The following is an 18,306-nucleotide window of genomic DNA, read 5'->3' on the forward strand; positions in this document are numbered from 1 at the left end:
CTTTATGCGTCACTTGCTTGTAGTATCTAAAATATTCTTATCCTTACAGTTCGTCAAATCCATTTAAATCACTGGTTTTTGTATATTGTCTTGATTTTTGTTCGAAAAAATCTGTTTTGGTGTCGTCAAAATTATCAACGTAAGCCCGAATCCATTTCATTGGGTTTTCCGTATGATCTTCATAAATTTCACTCAAGCCTAATAAACGCAGCATTTTATTTGCGCGGTATTTAATATAACCTTCCATTTCCAATAAATCGATGCCATCAATGTTGGCTAGAATGTAATGACTCCACTTTGTCTCCTGTTCAACAGAATGACGGAATTGCTCATAAACCCAATCTGTCAATTCATTTGTATTAAGCTCTGGATGTTCCGCCAATGTGGCACGAAAGAGTTCACTAATAAAACGTCCGTGCTGCAACTCATCTCTATTGATATAACTTATCATCGTAGAGGTGCCAACCATTTTTTGATCTCTAGCTAAGTTGTAAAAGAAAGCGAAGCCGGAATAAAAGAATAGGCCTTCTAATAGTGAAGTATATACCATGGCTTTTAACACATTTAGTATCGTAGGATTTTGCGCAAATTCATTATAGACTTCCATAATGCGGCTGTTTCGCTCTAATAACACTTCATCCGTTCGACCGGTCTCAAACGATTCGTTTTGTTTATCTAAAGTTGTCACAGAAGAAAGAACATAGGCGTAGCTATGATTATGTTCACTTTCCTGATCGGCAATGGTTGCCATCACTGATTTGACAGATGGGTCTGTTGAATATTGAGCAATTCTAGCTGCCATATCGGTTTGTGGGCCATCTAAAGTAGCGAGTAGCCCAATAATTTTTAGGAACGCTGTTTGCTCTGGGGTCGTTAAATTTGGAAATTGTTTCGTATCATGTGTCATATCGACCTCACTGGCTCGCCAAAAGAGGGCACGAATTTGCTCACGATGTTTATAAAAATGAGGATATTTTAAATCATTCCAATTCAAAATTCCGCTTGCTTTCCCACCGAAAAGTGCTGTAGATCGGTTTGGATTTATTGGGTCTAAGATCTTTACTTTACTGAGTATAGTGGACAATGTTTGATGACTCCTTCCGTCCATTTGGTCACTTTTTCCTCTTGAAATCCTCTTGGACTTTGTTCGATTTTTAAAGGGGGGAGGGGAGAGTGATAGAATTTAGCCAATTTTACAGCTGCATGGCAAAATAGCTCATCTCCACCAAATTGAGTATCACCTGTTCCAAAGACAAAAACATAGGGAGGTTTATATCCAATTTCGTACACAAAATCTTTTACCTCTTCAGGTGTTCCGCCCTTCCCCCACGTAAAAGTACCTATAAGCATAGCATCGAATTCCGCTGGATCTGGAATTCTACCTGTACCAATCCAATAGCGTTCCGTACTAAAACCTTCCTGTTTCAGCTTATGATCAATTAATTCAGCGACTTCCTTTGTATTACCACTATAACTGGCATAACAAATTAAGATTCGCACCATTCACACTCCTCAATATCTGAAGCCGTAGAGCGGACATAATAAGTAGTTTTTAACCCGGAATCCCAAGCTTGTAAATGTAAATCAAGCAACACTTTTGCCTTGATATTATTTGGTACATAGAAATTAAAAGAGATCGATTGATCAATATGGCGTTGTCTAGCAGCGTTTTGCTGTACAGACCATCTTTGATCCACAATATAGGCTGAACGTCGGTACACATCATACGTATGATGATTCAGATCCGGTGCAACGAATGGTAATTTATAGTCTTTCTTTTCTTCATAATAAAAAGGTTTAAAAATTGGATCAATACTCGCTGTTGAACCTGCAATGACTGAAGTGCTGGAATTTGGAGCAACGGCCATTAAATAACCGTTTCTTAAACCATAGGTTGCTGCTTCCTCTTTGATAGAATTCCATTCCTCGTCATTTTCATATCCACGTTGTGTAAAGTATTCTCCAGTTTGCCAGTCACTTCCTGCAAATAGCGGATAGGCTCCTTTTTCTTTTGCTAAATCAATGCTAGCTTTAATGGTTAACTTAGAAATATGTTCATATAATTGGTCAGCAAACTCCACAGCTTCCTTAGATTCCCATTTTAAGTTTTTAAGAGCCAATATATGGTGCCAACCGAAAGTGCCTAATCCAATAGCACGATATTTTTTATTCGTGATCATCGCTTGCTTTACATCAATTGTGTTAAGGTCAATCACATTATCTAACATTCGAACTTGAATAGGAATTAACCTTTCAAGTGTCTTTTGTTCTCCATCTAATTGAATAGTTTTACCAAGGTTTATAGATGAGAGATTACAAACGACAAAATCGCCTGGTTTTTTATAGGTAATAATTGTTCCGTCTTCTATAATTTCTTCTGATTGAACAGTAGGAGACATATTTTGCATAATTTCTGTACACAAATTACTAGAATAAATCATTCCCGCATGTTTATTTGGATTTTTCCGATTGACCTCATCACGGTAAAACATAAAAGGTGTGCCAGTTTCAAGTTGCGATTTCATAATGCGTACCATAATTTGAATCGCAGGTATTTTCGTTTTCTTTAAATCTGGGTGTTGCACACATTCTTCATATTTTTCTCGAAAACTACCATTTCCTTTTTGCTCATCATAATAATCTTCAAGAGAAAAGCCCATCACATTTCTTACTTCATGTGGATCAAATAAGAACCAATCTTCACGATTTTCTACTTTCTCCATAAAAAGGTCGGGGAGACATACACCTGTAAAAATATCGTGTGCTCGTTGTCTTTCATCACCATTATTTAATTTTAAATCCAAAAATGACAAAATATCAGCATGCCAGACATCTAAATAGACGGCGATAGCGCCTTTTCTTCGTCCAAGTTGATCCACACTAACAGCGGTATTATTTAGTTGCTTAATCCATGGAAGGACTCCAGAAGATGCTCCTTTAAAGCCTTTTATAGAAGAACCTCGACTTCTAACCTTCCCCATATATACTCCAATACCACCGCCATCTTTAGAAAGACGGGCGACATCTGTATTGCTATTGTATATGCCAATAAGGGAATCTTCGACGGTATCAATAAAGCAGCTAGATAACTGTCCATGAGCAAGTCCAGCATTTGCTAATGTTGGGGTGGCTACAGTCATATAAAGATTAGATAAAGCCCAGTAAGCCTCCGCGACAAGTTCAAATCGCTTTTCCTTTGGCTCATCTTGCATCAAATGCATGGAGATCACTAACCACCGCTCTTGTGGAAGCTCATATGTATTTTTTTGATGATCCGTTGCTAAATAACGTGTGGCCAAAGTGTGTAAACCAATGTAATCAAATAAGAAATCTCTATCAGGATTTATTAAAGTGGCAATACGTTCAATTTCTTTTTTCTCATATTTTTCTAGAATCCGCGGGGAATAAATGCCCTTAGCTGTTAACTGTTTTAATAATGAATAGAAATCACCGTACTTCTGTTCCTGATCATATCCGCGATGTAAACTCGCTTGTCTATAAAGTTTGTGTAAATAGATTTTTGCCGCTTCAAAACTCCATTGGGTATTGACTTCATCAACATTTTCCAAGGCTGTATTAATTAAAATAGAAGTAATCTCGTCAGTGTTGATTTGCGTTTTTGATCCAATGGCGCGGATTACTTTATTAATGTATTCCTGAGATTGAATAGAGGTAACTTTTTGAATGTATGCTTGAATTCGCTCCTGATTAAAGTGGGTAGGGTTTGTTTCTTCTTGCTTTGAAATAATTGTAGTCAATGACATTCACCTTTCTATCAATTTAGTAAAAGACAAAAACATAAGTGCCTCGTCTCTGAAGACAAAAAACAAATTCGCCCCGGAAAGAGGCGAATTAAACGATAGGAAAGAAAGGCCCTATTCACTATCGCTTCACCTTCTCGTTCCCCGAAGAAATGAAACTCCGACAAATAAAGGCAGGTCTCCTGACTTATGCATCAACCTAATTGGGCCTTCCCGGTTCGAATAATTGTCGAACCAGTGGCTAATCCACTTCGTTAGCATTTACAGTTGCGGGGACAGTCCCGGATTTCCACCGGATTCCCTATTAAACCCATCAATGGGTACCTTTATTTGTTGAAATCAATATATAGTATGGTGTAATCAAGGAAAACACTAAATGTTGTGTCAACAATGATATTACCATGTTTATTTATGAATAGCAACCATTCCCATTTTTTAATTTGTCCAAAGCCAATCATGCCATTCTTCTACAATATTTGGCAATTAATTTGATTGCCATAAACCTAATTATATCGAAAAAGTTGCTGGTGTTCATAGAAAATAATCGAAAAGAGCTAGGAGCATCCAAAAGTCACGATACTAGCTTTTGGATGCTCCTTGGCGAAAAAATCCTTTTAAACTGGGGCTGTTGGTTCTGCAGAAGCCACGCGCTTTCCGTGGGCGAGTGGCAATTTCCTGAAGGCTTTATCCCTCACTCGTTTTTTTAATTCATACGAACCTGTAAAAAATTTTCTGTGGAAAAGGCTGCGACTCCCAGTGCGGCAGAGTAGGAAGAAAGATTCGAGAATTTAATTTGCAAATCATGTTCTTGAAAGAATTGAATACGATCAGCTAATTGTTTTTCTAATGATGATTGAATCCATTTTTTTGTACTGGCCATTCGATTTCCAATGACAATCTCCTGCGGATTAAAAATATTTATTATATTATTTAATCCTACTCCTAGATACTCCCCAATTCGATTAAATAAATAAATGGCTTTTTCATTGCCACTTTCGGCTAGGTCTAATAGATATTCAAGTGAAAGGTCAGTTTGATCAGCTGGAAGGAGATTTAACTTTTTTGCTTGTTGAATCAATGCTTGTTCTGAGGCATATAACTCCCAACAACCTTCATTTCCACACCGGCAGAGATCCCCTTTTACATTGATCGACATATGGCCAAGCTCTCCGGAAAACCCATTATTACCCTTATATAATTGGCCATTTAAGATCATTCCTACTCCAATTCCTATCCCGACACTGACATAAATTAAATGGTTTGAATTTTTGCCTACCCCATACTTTTTTTCGCCATACGCCCCAGCATTGGCTTCATTTTCTATGATTGTCGGGATTTGAAATTCTTCTTCTAATATGGATTGAAGTTCTATATTTTTCCAAGATAGGTTAGGGGCGAGCAATACTTTTCCGTTCATATTAACCGTACCCGGGACACCGACTCCTATGCCGATAACTCCATAAGGACTTTTTGGTGTAGCTTGAATTAAATCTTGTATCATGGAAAAAAGTTTATCTTTCCAAACTTCAAAAGATTGAGTATCAATATTTGTCTGTTTTTCTAAATGGATATTCCCATTTAAATCAGTTAAAACACCAAGTAAATAATTGACACCAATGTTTATTCCGATGGAATAGCCAGCAGTCTCATTAAAGAGAAGCATAACGGGTCTTCTTCCACCGCTGGATTCACCAGGGCCTGATTCATGAATAAATTTTTCTTCTATTAATTCGTGAACAAGGGAAGAAACGGTTCCTTTATTAAGTCCAGTTTTAGTTGCTATTTCCGCTCTTGAAATAGGAGAGGATTGAATAATCGTTTTAAATACTAAAAATTTATTTTCCTTTTTGACAACATGTTGATTCCAGGTTTTTTCACTCTTCAAGTTTTTCCACTCTTTCAATTTTAATATAATTTAGTATACACTTAGTTTATTCGATAGACAAACTTTAAAATGATTGTTATAATACATTTGCAAGCATTTACATGATACTTAAATTTCAAGGAGGTTTCAATATGAGTTACTTTAACAACATTGGTAAAATTAATTATGAAGGACCAAAATCGACAAACCCATATGCTTTTAAATTTTATAATCCTGAAGAAATAATCGGTGGTAAAACAATGGAAGAATACCTTCGATTTGGGGTTGCCTATTGGCACACATTTGTTGCGGATGGTTCAGATCCATTTGGAGCAGGGACGATGCAAAGACCTTGGGATCAATATGAGGGAATGGACCTTGCGAGGGCGCGTCTTGAGGCAGCCTTTGAGTTCTTTGAGAAATTAAATGTTCCATATTTTTGTTTCCATGATGTAGATATAGCACCAGAAGGCGATAGTTTAAGAGAAACCTATAAAAACTTAGACACTATTGTTGCCAGTATGAAAGATTATATGAAAGATAGCAAGACCAAACTACTTTGGAATACAGCTAATAATTTCACACACCCACGTTTTATTCATGGCGCTGCTTCCTCCAATCATGCAGATGTCTTTGCCTACTCTGCAGCAAAGGTGAAGAAAGGATTAGAAATAGCCAAAGAATTAGGAGCGGAAAACTATGTATTCTGGGGAGGGCGTGAAGGATATGAAACTCTTCTTAATACGGATATGAAATTTGAATTGGATAATCTTGGCCGTTTCTTCCATATGGCTGTAGACTATGCAAAAGAAATTGGTTTTGATGGTCAATTCCTGATTGAACCAAAACCAAAAGAGCCAACCACACACCAATATGATTTTGATGTGGCAAGTGGTTATGCTTTCCTACAAAATTACGATCTGCAGGACCATTTTAAATTTAATATTGAAGCGAACCATGCGACACTTGCAGGTCATACGTTTGAACATGAATTACATTATGCACGTATCCACGGGATGCTAGGTTCCGTTGATGCTAACCAAGGTCATCCGCTACTAGGTTGGGATACAGACGAATTTCCAACAGATCTTTATTCTACAACTCTTGCTATGTATGAAATTATTAAAAATGGTGGTTTAGGAAAAGGTGGTTTAAACTTTGACGCAAAGGTTCGCCGTGGTTCCTTCGAACCCGAAGATCTATTCCACGCCCATATTGCTGGAATGGATGGATTTGCTGTCGGTCTTAAAGTGGCTCAAAAATTAGTCGATGATAAGGTGCTTGATGAAGTGATTGAAGATCGCTACAGTAGTTTTAAAGAGGGAATTGGACTTGAGATTGTTCAAGGAAAAGCTGATTTCCATCAACTAGAAGAATATGCATTAGGGCTGAAGGAGATTCAACATCAATCAGGACGTTTAGAAAAGATTAAAGCAACCATTAACCAGTATTTACTAACAGCATTTGCTGGTGAGTAAAGCTAGTACAAGAATGAAGGTGACACTATGAAATATGTGATTGGTGTTGATTTAGGCACAAGTGCTGTGAAAATTTTATTAGTGAACCAAATAGGTGAAGTGGTAGATGAAGTTTCCAAGCCTTATCCACTCTATCAAGAGAAAACAGGCTATAGTGAGCAAAATCCACAGGATTGGGTTGATCAGACGGTCGAAGGATTGTCTGATCTCTTAAAGAAATTCACTGGCGATGTAGAAGAAATTGAAGGAATTAGCTTCTCTGGGCAAATGCATGGGCTTGTATTGCTGGATAAAAACAATGAAGTTTTGCGAAATGCCATCCTTTGGAATGATACCCGGACAACAGCCGAGTGTCAGCAAATTTACGATGAAATAGGTGAAGAACGCCTACTCGCCATTACAAAAAATCCTGCATTAGAAGGATTTACATTGCCAAAAATTTTATGGGTGAAAAAGCATGAACCAAAAATCTTTGCGGAGACTACAACCTTTGTACTACCAAAGGATTATCTACGGTACAGATTAACAGGAAACATTCACATGGATTACTCGGATGCTGCTGGGACACTTTTGCTCGATATACGTGAAAAAACGTGGAGTAAGGAAATGTGCGACTTAGTTGGGATTAATGCTGAACTTTGCCCACCATTAATAGAAGCTTATGACGAAGCGGGCACGATTACTGCGGAAATGGCAAAGGCAACTGGACTATCACCTTCTACTCGCGTGTTTGCAGGTGGAGCAGATAATGCCTGTGGTGCGATTGGTGCAGGAATCTTAGTGGATGGCCAAACGCTTTGCAGTATTGGGACATCCGGTGTTGTATTGTCTTATGAAGGGAGCAACGAGAAAGATTTCCAAGGGAAGGTTCATTACTTTAATCACGGTGCCCCTGATGCTTATTATACGATGGGTGTTACGTTAGCAGCTGGTTATAGTTTAAGCTGGTTTAAAGATGTATTTGCGTCAGAAGAATCCTTTGATGATTTGTTAGCAGATATTCATACGGTGCCAGTAGGTTCGAAGGGCTTACTTTTCACCCCGTATTTGGTAGGGGAGAGAACTCCTTATGCGGATGCCGCGATAAGAGGTAGCTTTATCGGGATGGATGGTTCTCACAGGCGGAAAGATTTTGTTCGTGCTGTATTAGAAGGTATTACTTTTTCACTGAATGAATCGATTGAGATCTTCCGAAAAAACGGGAAACAGATTGACACGATCATCACGATTGGCGGAGGAGCAAAAAATGATGAATGGCTACAAATCCAAGCGGATATCTTTAATGCAAAAATCGTAAAATTAGCTAGTGAGCAAGGGCCCGGAATGGGAGCCGCTATGTTAGCTGCCTATGGTTGTAATTGGTTTGATTCCTTGAAAGAATGTGCCGGTACATTCTTAAAGGAAGAGAAGGAAGTTGTACCGAAGCAAGAAAATGTAGAGAAATATAAAAAATTATTTGCTGTTTATCAAGAAATTTACCCGCAAACGAAAAAAATGAATGAACAACTTACAGCATTTCGAGCATAAAAAGCATTGGCCTCAGGCTAGTGCTTTTTTGTTAGCAGGAATCTTAAGAAGTTGAGTGATCTCGGTAGTTTCTATATAATAAAACAAGAAAATTGGATTATATGTTGGAATCTAGAACAATACTGGAAGGAGTAAGGAACTGGTGAAGAAGCTGGGAATGAGCGAGGAACAGATACGTATTTCTCGAAGGGAAGCATGGATCGGAGTTGGGCTAGTGATCTTTCATTTCCTTTGGTGGTATGGATTTGCATATGGGTTAGGAAATAAACCAGTAGAGGATTATCAATACATATTAGGTTTTCCGGCTTGGTTTTTTTATAGCTGTATTCTAGGTTTTATCATAATTTTTTTATTCGTGGTCTTTTTTGTAAAAATATTTTTTCATGATCTACCTTTCGAAGAGGAGGATGAGGATTGAATCTCCAAGTTATTACCCCATTACTTCTCTTTCTGGTGATTATTTTTATTGCTGGCTTTTATGCAGCGAGATTTGTCAAAACCTCTGATTCTTTTATACAAGAATACTTTTTGGGAAGTCGGCAATTAGGTGGCTTTGTTTTAGCGATGACGATGGTGGCGACTTATGGAAGTGCCAGTAGTTTTTTGGGTGGCCCTGGGGCAGCTTATCATTATGGCTTAGCATGGGTATTGCTTGCCATGTCCCAAGTAGTAACAGGTTATTTTATTTTAATGGTTCTTGGTAAAAAGTTCGCCATTATGTCAAGAAAATATAAAGCTGTTACGATCACCGATTTTTTACAAAGTCGCTATCAATCGAAATGGGTCAGTATTTTATCAGCCTTAAGTATTACGATTTTTTTATTTTCTGCGATGATCGCTCAATGGGTGGGCGGAGCGAGGCTGATTGAGTCCGTTATCGGTGTATCTTATTTTTCCGCCCTTGTTATATTTGCGGTCTCTGTTTTAGTTTATGTTATCATTGGCGGATTTAGGGCTGTCGCGATTACCGATAGTATTCAAGGACTTATCATGTTAGGTGGAACGGTGATTTTGCTGATTGCAGCCATTATCGCTGGTGGCGGTATCGATACGATTATGTCTGAATTAAGAAGTGAAAACCCCAACTTATTAAGTCCATATGGATCAGATCGTAGTTTGACCCCTTTATATGTATCTTCCTTTTGGATATTAGTAGGGGTTGGTGTAGTTGGTCTACCACAAGTGGCAGTGAGGGCGATGTCTTATAAAAATTCGAATGCTATGCATCGAGCTATTATTATCGGAACTTTTGTCACTGGTGTGATTATGCTTGGGATGCATTTAGCTGGTGTGTTTGCTAGGGTGATAATCCCAGGTCTGGAAGATGCAGACACAGTCATGCCATTACTGACTCTTGAGATATTACCTCCATGGGCTGCTGGTATTGTGTTAGCAGCTCCCATGGCAGCGATTATGTCTACAGTGGATTCTTTATTGTTATTAGTTTCATCAGCCCTTGTGAAAGATCTTTACCTAAACTTCATTAATCCAAATGCTAAGATAGCTAAAGTAAAGAAAATAAGCTTCTGGATTACAGCTATTATTGGAGTGTCAGTTTTCTTTTTAGCAATTCAACCCCCGGATTTCTTAATTTGGCTCAATCTATTTTCCTTCGGAGGCCTAGAGGCCGTATTTATTTGGCCCATTGTGTTAGGTCTGTATTGGAAAAAGGCAAATAAATATGGTGCAATTAGTTCGATGTTCGCCGGGATGGGCACTTATATCTGTTTCCATCTTTTTTGGCCAAATGCATTAGGGATGCATACTGTCGTACTTCCTGTACTTATTTCTTTAGTGGTCTTTGTGCTCATATCAAAGATAACAAAACCTGCTTTAACCCTATAGCTTTTATTCTAAGACAGGCTTAACTTTAGGGGCCTGTTTTTCTTTTTCGGGTTTTATGGCTTTAAAGGAAAGCCAAGCTCCAACCACGCTTAGGGTGCCTAATACTATAACCATATCAAATATTTTTCCCTTCATGAGCAAAGCAATAACTGGTGGTCCGGCAGCAACACCTAGGAAACGCATGGAACTGAAGATAGAAGTGATTGTTCCTCGCATTTCTTTTTCAATGCTTTGCGTCAAAATCGAATCAAGACAAGGTAAAGCAGCGCCAATTCCGATCCCACAAATTAGAAAAACGACAATTAAGTAAATAAACTTTTCAGATAACATAGTGACACCAATGGATATACCTGTCAAAACAGTGCCACAAAACGTGATCCATTTCATCCTTGTTAAATTGTCTTTAATCATCTTTCCAGCTATAAAAGAGGCGATACACAAGGCAGCTAAAGGAATGGCGAGCAAGAATCCTTTTTTAACTCCATCATAATGATATTTATCCTCCAAGATAGAAGAAAGATAAAAGAGTAAGCCAAATAAAATAAACATAAGAATAGCTCCAATCATAAAAACTGCAATAAGCCATCTCCAATGCTGTTTAAATATCTCTTTTATATTTTTAGTGAAACGACCAAAAGAAAGTTCATGATGATCTCCCTTAGGTTTTTTTACAAAAAAAACAATTAATAATAAAGAAAGGAGGCTTAGGATTGGGATAGCAAAAAAAGGCATAAACCAAATAATCCCGGCAATCAATGAACCTAATATCGGGCTTAGTACTTTCCCAAAAGTATTGGAAGTTTCAATTATTCCAAGGGAGGCACTTGCTTCCGCTTCTTCCTTACATATATCGCCAACTAAAGGTAAAACAATTGGAAAAGCGCCTGATGCCCCAATTCCTTGGAAGACTCTTCCTATAATAATCCAAGTAAAAGCAGAATTGAGTTGCCATGCTGCCCAACCACAAATAATTCCGCCAATCCCAGTTAAGATCAACGAAGGGATGATCACTACTTTCCGTCCGTATTTGTCGGAAAGAAAACCAGCAACTGGAATTAAAAAAATGGAAACGATAGAATACACCGTTATGATCAAGCTAGACTGAAATTTAGAAATATTGAGTTCCTTTTCCATTAAAGGTAGGATGGGAATTAACATTGAATTCCCTAGTGTCATGATTAGTGGAATAGATGCAATCGCCATAATGGCTAACTTTTTATTGGGTTTCGCATTAGTGCTATTTAATTCTATTTGTTTGTTATTTGTCACCATCATTTTTTCCTTTCAATCATGATAATTTTACTATTAACTGATTTTCTCTTTTTATCCTGGTGAACCCATCTTTTTAAGAAAACAAAAATTCGGGTAAACTGGATATAAATGTAAACAAGAAAAAAAGAAAAAATGACCAAACAAAATCATTGCATTTTTATGGAATAATAGTAAGATTGATATGGTTGAATTTTCTATTAAAACCCTAATCAACAAACTATTTTAGAACCTTCATAAATTAGACAAATTTCCTTTAAATTATGCAAATACAGTGCTAAAATAATGATAGGGTTTTATATTTTTAATGGATGATTTATTCAAAATAAATTGGTTGCAATCGTGGAGGCGTATCACAAATGAGTAAAAACTCTTCATATCAAGCGTCGCCCTGGCAGAAATTTTCAGGTCCGAATCTTGGTTATGTAATGGAAATTTACGATGAGTATGTCAATGATCCCAGTAGTATTGATCCTGAGCTAAAGACATTATTTGATCAATGGGGCGCACCCCAGGCAGTAGAAGCAAGCGGAACAACAAAAGGTCAGGTTGATGTTTCTTTTCAAATTCCGGAAAGCCCTGACATGTACAGTAAAATTGCTAGTGCTATTAAGCTTGCTGATAATATTCGTACATACGGGCATTTAGCTGCAGACATTAGGCCTTTAAACCTTCGGGATATTGATGCAAGATATATTGAACCATCTCAATTTAATTTAACGGAAGAAGATCTAAAAAATATCCCACCATCCTTAATTTCTCCGAATGCACCAGCGGATTTAAGAGATGGACTAGAGGCCATTAATCATTTGAAAAAAGTATATACAAAGAAAATTGCTTTTGAATACCATCATGTTCATGAGTTAGAAGAGAAAAATTGGCTTCAAGAGCAAATTGAATCTGAGAGTTTTTATCCTTCCCTTACAAAGGAAGAAAGAATCAAAGTATTCCACCGTCTTTCAGAAGTAGAAGGATTTGAAAAATTTATCCATCGGACATTTGTTGGTCAAAAACGTTTCTCTATTGAAGGATTAGATACACTCGTTCCTTTAATTGATAAAATTATTAATTCTACAGTGGAAACGGGAACGAAAACAATTAATATTGCAATGGCACATCGTGGACGACTAAATGTTCTGGCCCATGTCCTAGAAAAACCTTACAAATTAATATTCTCTGAATTCCAGCATGCACCGAATAAAGATTTGATCCCATCTGAAGGATCCATCGGGATTACATATGGTTGGACAGGAGATGTAAAATATCATCTTGGCGCTGATAAAAGAGTAAAACGAGGTGATACAACCCAAACTCGAATTACCCTTGCGAACAATCCTAGCCACTTAGAAGTCGTGGGGCCGGTTGTTGACGGTTACACTCGCGCTGCCCAAGAAGATCGAAGCCAACCTGGTATTCCACAACAAGATATGTCAAGTAGCTTAGCGATTTCTATTCATGGAGATGCCGCGTTTGCTGGAGAAGGAATTGTCCAAGAAACATTAAATATGGGACATCTAAAAGGCTATGATACGGGTGGAACCATTCACATTATTGCCAATAATATGATTGGATTTACAACAGAAAGTTCGGATTCAAGGTCGACAAAATATGCGTCTGATATTGCAAAAGGGTTTGAAATTCCAATTGTTCATGTGAATGCGGATGATCCAGAAGCTGTATTAGCGGCGGGTATTTTGGCTTATAAATATCGACAGAAGTTCCATAAAGACTTCGTCATTGATTTGATTGGTTATCGTCGTTATGGCCATAACGAAACGGATGAACCGATGGTGACAAATCCTGTAATGTACAATGTCGTAAATAACCATCCAACAGTAAAAGAAATTTATGCTGAACGTTTAATTGAAAAAGGGATTCTCTCAAAGGAAGAAGTGAAAAAGATCGACGAAAAAATCTTTCAAACACTCCAAAGGGAGTATGATGGTGCGGCTAAAAGTACGGACGAACCAGATATCTCCATGAATCCACCTGAAAATGTTATGGCAGCTTTACAGGATGGACCAACAACAGTTTCGGAAGAAGATTTGAAAACCATCAATAATGCACTATTAGACTGGCCTAAGGATTTTCATGTTTTCCAAAAATTAAGCAGGATATTAAAAAGAAGAGAAGCCGTTTTCTCTGGTAAGGGTAAAATTGATTGGGCACATGCAGAATCCCTTGCGTTTGCCACCATTTTAAGAAATGGTACTCCAATTCGCTTTACTGGCCAGGATACACAAAGAGGGACATTTGCACAACGCCATCTTGTCTTACATGATGAGAAAACTGGAAAAGAGTTAATACCAATGCATCATATTCCTGATGCTCGAGCTTCTTTTGCCGTGTATAACAGTCCATTAACAGAAGCTGGCGTAGTTGGTTTTGAATACGGTTATAATGTTTTTGCTCCAGAAACCCTTGTACTGTGGGAAGCGCAATTTGGAGATTTTGCCAATATGGCACAGGTATATTTTGACCAATTTATTTCGTCAGGAAGAGCAAAATGGGGTCAAAAATCAGGACTGGTTTTACTTCTTCCTCATGGATATGAAGGACATGGGCCTGAACATTCAAGCGGAAGAGTGGAAAGGTTTTTACAAAGTGCGGCGGAAAACAATTGGACGGTTGCTAATCTTTCAAGTGCTGCGCAATATTTCCATTTGCTTAGAAGACAAGCAGCATCCCTTGGTAAAGAAAATGTGAAACCACTTGTGATTATGACACCGAAATATTTATTGCGACATCCACTGGCTTCTGTAGATATACAGGATCTTGTAAAAGGAAGCTTCCAAACCGTCATTGAACAAACTGGGCTTGGTCAGAAGAAAGAAGCTGTAGAAAGAATCGTTCTTTGTAGTGGGAAAATTAGTATTGATTTGGCCGAGCAATTGGAAAATGAGAAGAATTTAGATTGGCTTCATATTTTAAGAGTAGAAGAATTATATCCGTTCCCATCCGAAAGGATTAAAGAAATATTAGCCCAATATCCTAATGTTAAGGAACTCGTTTGGGTACAGGAAGAACCAAAGAATATGGGTGGATGGACACATGTTGATTCATATTTGCGCAAGCTAGCTCCAACTGGCGTTGAGCTTAAATATACTGGTCGTAGAAGACGGTCTAGCCCATCTGAAGGAGATCCGACTGTTCATAAAAAAGAACAAAAGCGCATCATTAGAGAAGCATTAAACAGATTATAAATTATATAACACAAATGTATGGTAACCATTAGAGGAGGATTTCAAAGTGGCTGAAATTAAAGTACCTGAATTAGCAGAATCGATTACGGAAGGTACAATCGCACAATGGTTGAAACAACCGGGCGATCATGTAGATAAGGGAGAATATATTGTAGAGCTTGAAACGGATAAGGTTAATCTTGAAGTCATTTCTGAAGAAGAAGGAATTGTAAAGGAATTAATAGCAGCAGAAGGGGATACCGTTCAGGTCGGTGAAGTGATTGCGATTGTCGAAGCCGGGGAAGGGAAAGCAGATAACAACGACGCTCCGGCAAATGAACAGGTAGAAGAAAAGCCGAAGGAAGAACAAACGGTAGAAGTTGCAACGGAAAAAGAGACTGAAGAGAAAAAAGAAAGAACAATCGCTTCTCCTGCGGCTCGAAAATTAGCTAGAGAAAAAGGCATTGATCTTTCACAAGTGCCAACTGTTGATCCAATGGGACGTGTTAGAAAACAAGATGTTTCGTTATATTCCAATCAGCCGAAACAAGAGGCGACGCCTGCACCAGCGCAAAGTCCTGCATCCCCTGCTGTTCCAGGAGATGAAAAGCCGGTTGAAAGAGTGCGTCTATCTAGACGTCGGCAAACAATTGCCAAGCGTCTGTTAGAAGTGAAACAAAATACAGCGATGCTGACTACCTTCAATGAAATTGATATGACAGCCGTTATGGATTTACGTAAACGTAAAAAAGATAATTTTGTAAAAGAACATGATGTTCGCTTAGGATTTATGTCCTTCTTTACAAAGGCTGTTGTAGCAGCTCTTAAAAAATATCCAGCTGTCAACTCTGAACTTGATGGTGATGAGTTAATCATGAAAAACTTCTATGATATTGGTGTTGCTGTTTCAACTGATGAAGGATTAGTTGTTCCTGTCATCCGTGATTGTGATCGTAAAAATTTTGCTGAAATCGAGGCAGATATTTTAGCTGTTGCGAATAAGGCAAGAGATAATAAATTAACCCTAAGTGATTTATCTGGTGGAACATTTACGATTACAAATGGTGGGGTGTTTGGTTCCCTTTTATCAACTCCTATTTTAAATGGTACACAAGTAGGGATTTTGGGAATGCATACCATTCAAACACGACCGGTTGCAATTGATGCTGAACGCATGGAAAATCGACCAATGATGTATGTAGCCTTGTCTTATGATCATAGAGTCATTGATGGAAAAGAAGCTGTAGGTTTCCTCGTAACCATCAAAAAACTGTTAGAAAATCCTGAAGATCTTCTTCTGGAAGGGTAATGATACGTATTTAGCAAAGGGCCGACATTTTGTCGGCCCTTTGTGTACAACTACTCATTGTCCAAATTAAAAGGCGTGCCAAATAGAATTGGCACGCTACTATATTTATAGATATATGGTTATATATATAAGTTAAGTTTTTAATCCACGTTTTTTAATTTCTGACTTCAGTAACCTAATCCATTCACTTTCATGGTTATTTTTCTTTGCATCTCGATAGGCAGCGACCAGCAGTTCATTACTCATAATTTTCATTGCTAGTAAAACCTCCTCGTGAAATTGGATTATTCAATTGTCATAACTTATTTTACCTTTTTTAGAACGAAAAGGAAAGGGGTTTGCTTAATTTGTTTCGAAATTAATGAAGCGCTTTATATAATGGATGTGTGAGACGTATCTTCAAAAAATTAACGCCATTAATCGAAAAAATGGATGGGTATGATGTAATCAGGCATATCCTGATTTTAAATTGAAACACACGACTTTTTTCATGATAGATAATTTTCTAAATCATCTTGCCTTTCTTATCAATTTTGCCCATAATCTAAGATAGAGAGTAAAATATAATAATTGGCACGGGGACTAGGAGGGAATAATGTTGTTTGATGAAAGGAACGCATTAAAAACTAGACTAGAGCAAATGGACAATATGGAGAAAAAGATATTAGAAGATATACACAAAGAGAGAAGTTTTATTTTTAAACGGTTAAGAGAATTAGATGAACAGGATACAACGGAGCAGATAGACAATGAACAACATGAAAAAAGTAATCCAACAGGAAACCAACCGGATGATGTTAAAAGTACTTCGGTCCCTATACCAAGGAAAAGAAAAGGGCGACCTTCAAGAAGAAGTAAAACAACTAAATTAAGGGAAATTGCGATTGATATATTAAAGGAAGCAGACTCCCCTGTACGTGGAAAAGATTTAAAAGATAAAATTGAGGCTGCTGCTGGTTCACATATCGCGAATATGACAACATTTATGAATACAATCCGTGAATCAGATTACCATATTATCAAGGTAGGAAGAGGCCTTTATGTATATGATCAGGGACAACAGAAATACTCGAATCAGTAAAAACTTCATATTTACTTAGGCTTGCTTATGAGCAAGTCTTATTTATTTTTGTTAAAATAAATAGATGTGAGTTTTTACTATTTTAGAGAGGACATCATGCATGAATACATTATATTTACCACAGGCAATAGAGCGAGTCATTAAGGAGCGACATGAGAAGTTTTCGCAGCAAACGAATATAGATCAATATCAGATAACCCAATTTTTATCGGAGGATGATGAATTATTATCGGATGCCGTCATCTCTTTGGCATTAGGGAAAAATCTTTTGCTTAAAGGACCTACAGGGTCTGGCAAAACGAAGTTGGCGGAAAATTTATCACAAATCTTCAAGCAACCCATGCACAGTATTAATTGTTCTGTAGATTTGGACGCTGAAGCATTTTTAGGTTTTAAAACGATTAATGAAAAAGATGGAAAACAGATCATTGAATTTGTTCCTGGTCCAGTCGTTAAAGCGATGAAAAATGGCCATCTATTGTATGTCGATGAAATCAATATGGCAAAGCCGGAAACATTACCGATTTTAAACAGCATTCTAGATTATCGTCGATCTGTTTTTAACCCATTTACTGGGGAAACGATTCATGCCGAAAATGGCTTTGGCGTGATCGCGGCTATTAATGAAGGGTATATTGGAACGGTTCCTTTAAATGAGGCGTTAAAAAATAGATTTGTTGTTCTCGATGTTCCCTATATTCAAGGGGATATTTTAAAAACGGTTCTAAAGACAGAAAGTATTTTAAAGGACGAAGCGTTAATAGATAAGTATGTATTATTATCTGAGGATTTAATCACACAGGTGCGTAATGGACAAGTACCGGAAGAGGCAGCTTCGATTCGAGCTTTGATAGATACCTGTGACTTATCAGCCTATTTACCACCATTAAGAGCGATTCAACGTGGAATCGCCGATAAGTTTGAAGAAGAAAGAGAAAAAGCTGCCATCATGAATATTGCGTCTACGTTATTCGAAGTCTAGCTACAGCG

General features: G+C 37.6%; 14 protein-coding genes and 1 riboswitch. Of the genes, 8 read left to right on the top strand and 6 right to left on the bottom strand.

The genetic code is table 11. The features are described from left to right. Positions 1-43: 43 nt before the first annotated feature. From KI363_RS04465 to KI363_RS04480, 4 genes are all read right to left on the bottom strand, one after another. A complete protein-coding gene (locus KI363_RS04465) occupies positions 44-1,084 on the bottom strand; it encodes a ribonucleotide-diphosphate reductase subunit beta (protein ID WP_246516752.1) in 1,041 nt (346 codons plus the stop codon). Beyond that, on the bottom strand, positions 1,060-1,503 hold the full coding sequence (locus tag KI363_RS04470; RefSeq protein WP_158324174.1) for a flavodoxin: 444 nt from the start codon (positions 1,501-1,503) through the stop codon (positions 1,060-1,062). Before KI363_RS04470 ends, KI363_RS04465 begins: the two co-directional genes overlap by 25 nt. Beyond that, complete coding sequence (locus KI363_RS04475) at positions 1,488-3,764, bottom strand: ribonucleoside-diphosphate reductase subunit alpha (RefSeq protein WP_212965613.1); 2,277 nt, start codon at positions 3,762-3,764, stop codon at positions 1,488-1,490. The genes KI363_RS04470 and KI363_RS04475 overlap by 16 nt, the downstream gene beginning before the upstream one ends. Before the next feature lie 152 nt (positions 3,765-3,916). After that, positions 3,917-4,104: riboswitch (cobalamin riboswitch) on the bottom strand. 360 nt (positions 4,105-4,464) lie between these two features. After that, positions 4,465-5,646 carry an ROK family transcriptional regulator gene (locus KI363_RS04480; protein ID WP_212965614.1) on the bottom strand — a complete coding sequence of 394 codons (1,182 nt, stop codon included), beginning with the start codon at positions 5,644-5,646 and terminating at the stop codon, positions 4,465-4,467. A 131-nt stretch (positions 5,647-5,777) separates the two neighbouring features. On the opposite strand from KI363_RS04480, the gene xylA reads away from it, so the two are divergent. The 4 genes from xylA to panF all read left to right on the top strand — a co-directional run bounded on the left by xylA (position 5,778) and on the right by panF (position 10,475). Next, positions 5,778-7,103 (top strand): xylose isomerase, encoded by a 1,326-nt coding sequence (gene xylA, locus KI363_RS04485; RefSeq protein ID WP_212965615.1) that lies wholly within the window; start codon positions 5,778-5,780, stop codon positions 7,101-7,103. Between the two features lie 27 nt (positions 7,104-7,130). Next, positions 7,131-8,630: a xylulokinase gene (gene xylB / locus KI363_RS04490; protein WP_212965616.1), complete on the top strand. Its 1,500-nt coding sequence runs from the start codon at positions 7,131-7,133 to the stop codon at positions 8,628-8,630. A gap of 157 nt (positions 8,631-8,787) precedes the next feature. Next, on the top strand, positions 8,788-9,048 hold the full coding sequence (locus KI363_RS04495; RefSeq protein ID WP_158324184.1) for a YhdT family protein: 261 nt from the start codon (positions 8,788-8,790) through the stop codon (positions 9,046-9,048). Next, entirely contained in the window at positions 9,045-10,475 is a 1,431-nt protein-coding gene (panF, locus tag KI363_RS04500; protein WP_158324169.1) for a sodium/pantothenate symporter, read from the top strand. Before KI363_RS04495 ends, panF begins: the two co-directional genes overlap by 4 nt. A gap of 3 nt (positions 10,476-10,478) precedes the next feature. On the opposite strand, the gene KI363_RS04505 is transcribed toward panF, so the two are convergent. Beyond that, positions 10,479-11,747: an MFS transporter gene (locus KI363_RS04505; RefSeq protein ID WP_212965653.1), complete on the bottom strand. Its 1,269-nt coding sequence runs from the start codon at positions 11,745-11,747 to the stop codon at positions 10,479-10,481. A 356-nt stretch (positions 11,748-12,103) separates the two neighbouring features. Here KI363_RS04505 and KI363_RS04510 point away from each other — a divergent pair, with 356 nt between their 5' ends. Together KI363_RS04510 and odhB are read left to right on the top strand one after the other, a co-directional pair. Beyond that, entirely contained in the window at positions 12,104-14,947 is a 2,844-nt protein-coding gene (locus KI363_RS04510; RefSeq protein WP_212965617.1) for a 2-oxoglutarate dehydrogenase E1 component, read from the top strand. A gap of 46 nt (positions 14,948-14,993) precedes the next feature. Then, positions 14,994-16,235 carry a 2-oxoglutarate dehydrogenase complex dihydrolipoyllysine-residue succinyltransferase gene (gene odhB, locus KI363_RS04515; RefSeq protein ID WP_212965618.1) on the top strand — a complete coding sequence of 414 codons (1,242 nt, stop codon included), beginning with the start codon at positions 14,994-14,996 and terminating at the stop codon, positions 16,233-16,235. A 132-nt stretch (positions 16,236-16,367) separates the two neighbouring features. Here odhB and sda read toward each other — a convergent pair whose 3' ends face one another. After that, a complete protein-coding gene (gene sda, locus KI363_RS04520; protein ID WP_158321883.1) occupies positions 16,368-16,490 on the bottom strand; it encodes a sporulation histidine kinase inhibitor Sda in 123 nt (40 codons plus the stop codon). A 343-nt stretch (positions 16,491-16,833) separates the two neighbouring features. On the opposite strand from sda, the gene KI363_RS04525 reads away from it, so the two are divergent. Then, a complete protein-coding gene (locus tag KI363_RS04525; RefSeq protein ID WP_158321882.1) occupies positions 16,834-17,316 on the top strand; it encodes a Rok-like winged helix domain-containing protein in 483 nt (160 codons plus the stop codon). Positions 17,317-17,416: 100 nt separating this feature from the next. Continuing rightward, positions 17,417-18,298 (top strand): ATP-binding protein, encoded by an 882-nt coding sequence (locus KI363_RS04530; protein WP_158321881.1) that lies wholly within the window; start codon positions 17,417-17,419, stop codon positions 18,296-18,298. The last annotated feature ends 8 nt before the right edge of the window (positions 18,299-18,306 follow it).

The sequence above is a fragment of the Lederbergia ruris genome (genome assembly GCF_018332955.1).
GTDB classification, from domain to species: Bacteria; Bacillota; Bacilli; order Bacillales; family Bacillaceae_C; genus Lederbergia; species Lederbergia ruris.

Excerpts from the sequence above, each read along its gene's own strand:
- KI363_RS04470 (WP_158324174.1), bottom strand. The coding sequence starts at position 1,503 with ATGGTGCGAATCTTAATTTGTTATGCCAGTTATAGTGGTAATACAAAG.
- KI363_RS04530 (WP_158321881.1), top strand. The coding sequence starts at position 17,417 with ATGAATACATTATATTTACCACAGGCAATAGAGCGAGTCATTAAGGAG.
- KI363_RS04475 (WP_212965613.1), bottom strand. The coding sequence starts at position 3,764 with ATGTCATTGACTACAATTATTTCAAAGCAAGAAGAAACAAACCCTACC.
- sda (WP_158321883.1), bottom strand. The coding sequence starts at position 16,490 with ATGAAAATTATGAGTAATGAACTGCTGGTCGCTGCCTATCGAGATGCA.
- KI363_RS04495 (WP_158324184.1), top strand. The coding sequence starts at position 8,788 with ATGAGCGAGGAACAGATACGTATTTCTCGAAGGGAAGCATGGATCGGA.
- xylA (WP_212965615.1), top strand. The coding sequence starts at position 5,778 with ATGAGTTACTTTAACAACATTGGTAAAATTAATTATGAAGGACCAAAA.
- xylB (WP_212965616.1), top strand. The coding sequence starts at position 7,131 with ATGAAATATGTGATTGGTGTTGATTTAGGCACAAGTGCTGTGAAAATT.
- KI363_RS04510 (WP_212965617.1), top strand. The coding sequence starts at position 12,104 with ATGAGTAAAAACTCTTCATATCAAGCGTCGCCCTGGCAGAAATTTTCA.
- KI363_RS04505 (WP_212965653.1), bottom strand. The coding sequence starts at position 11,747 with ATGGTGACAAATAACAAACAAATAGAATTAAATAGCACTAATGCGAAA.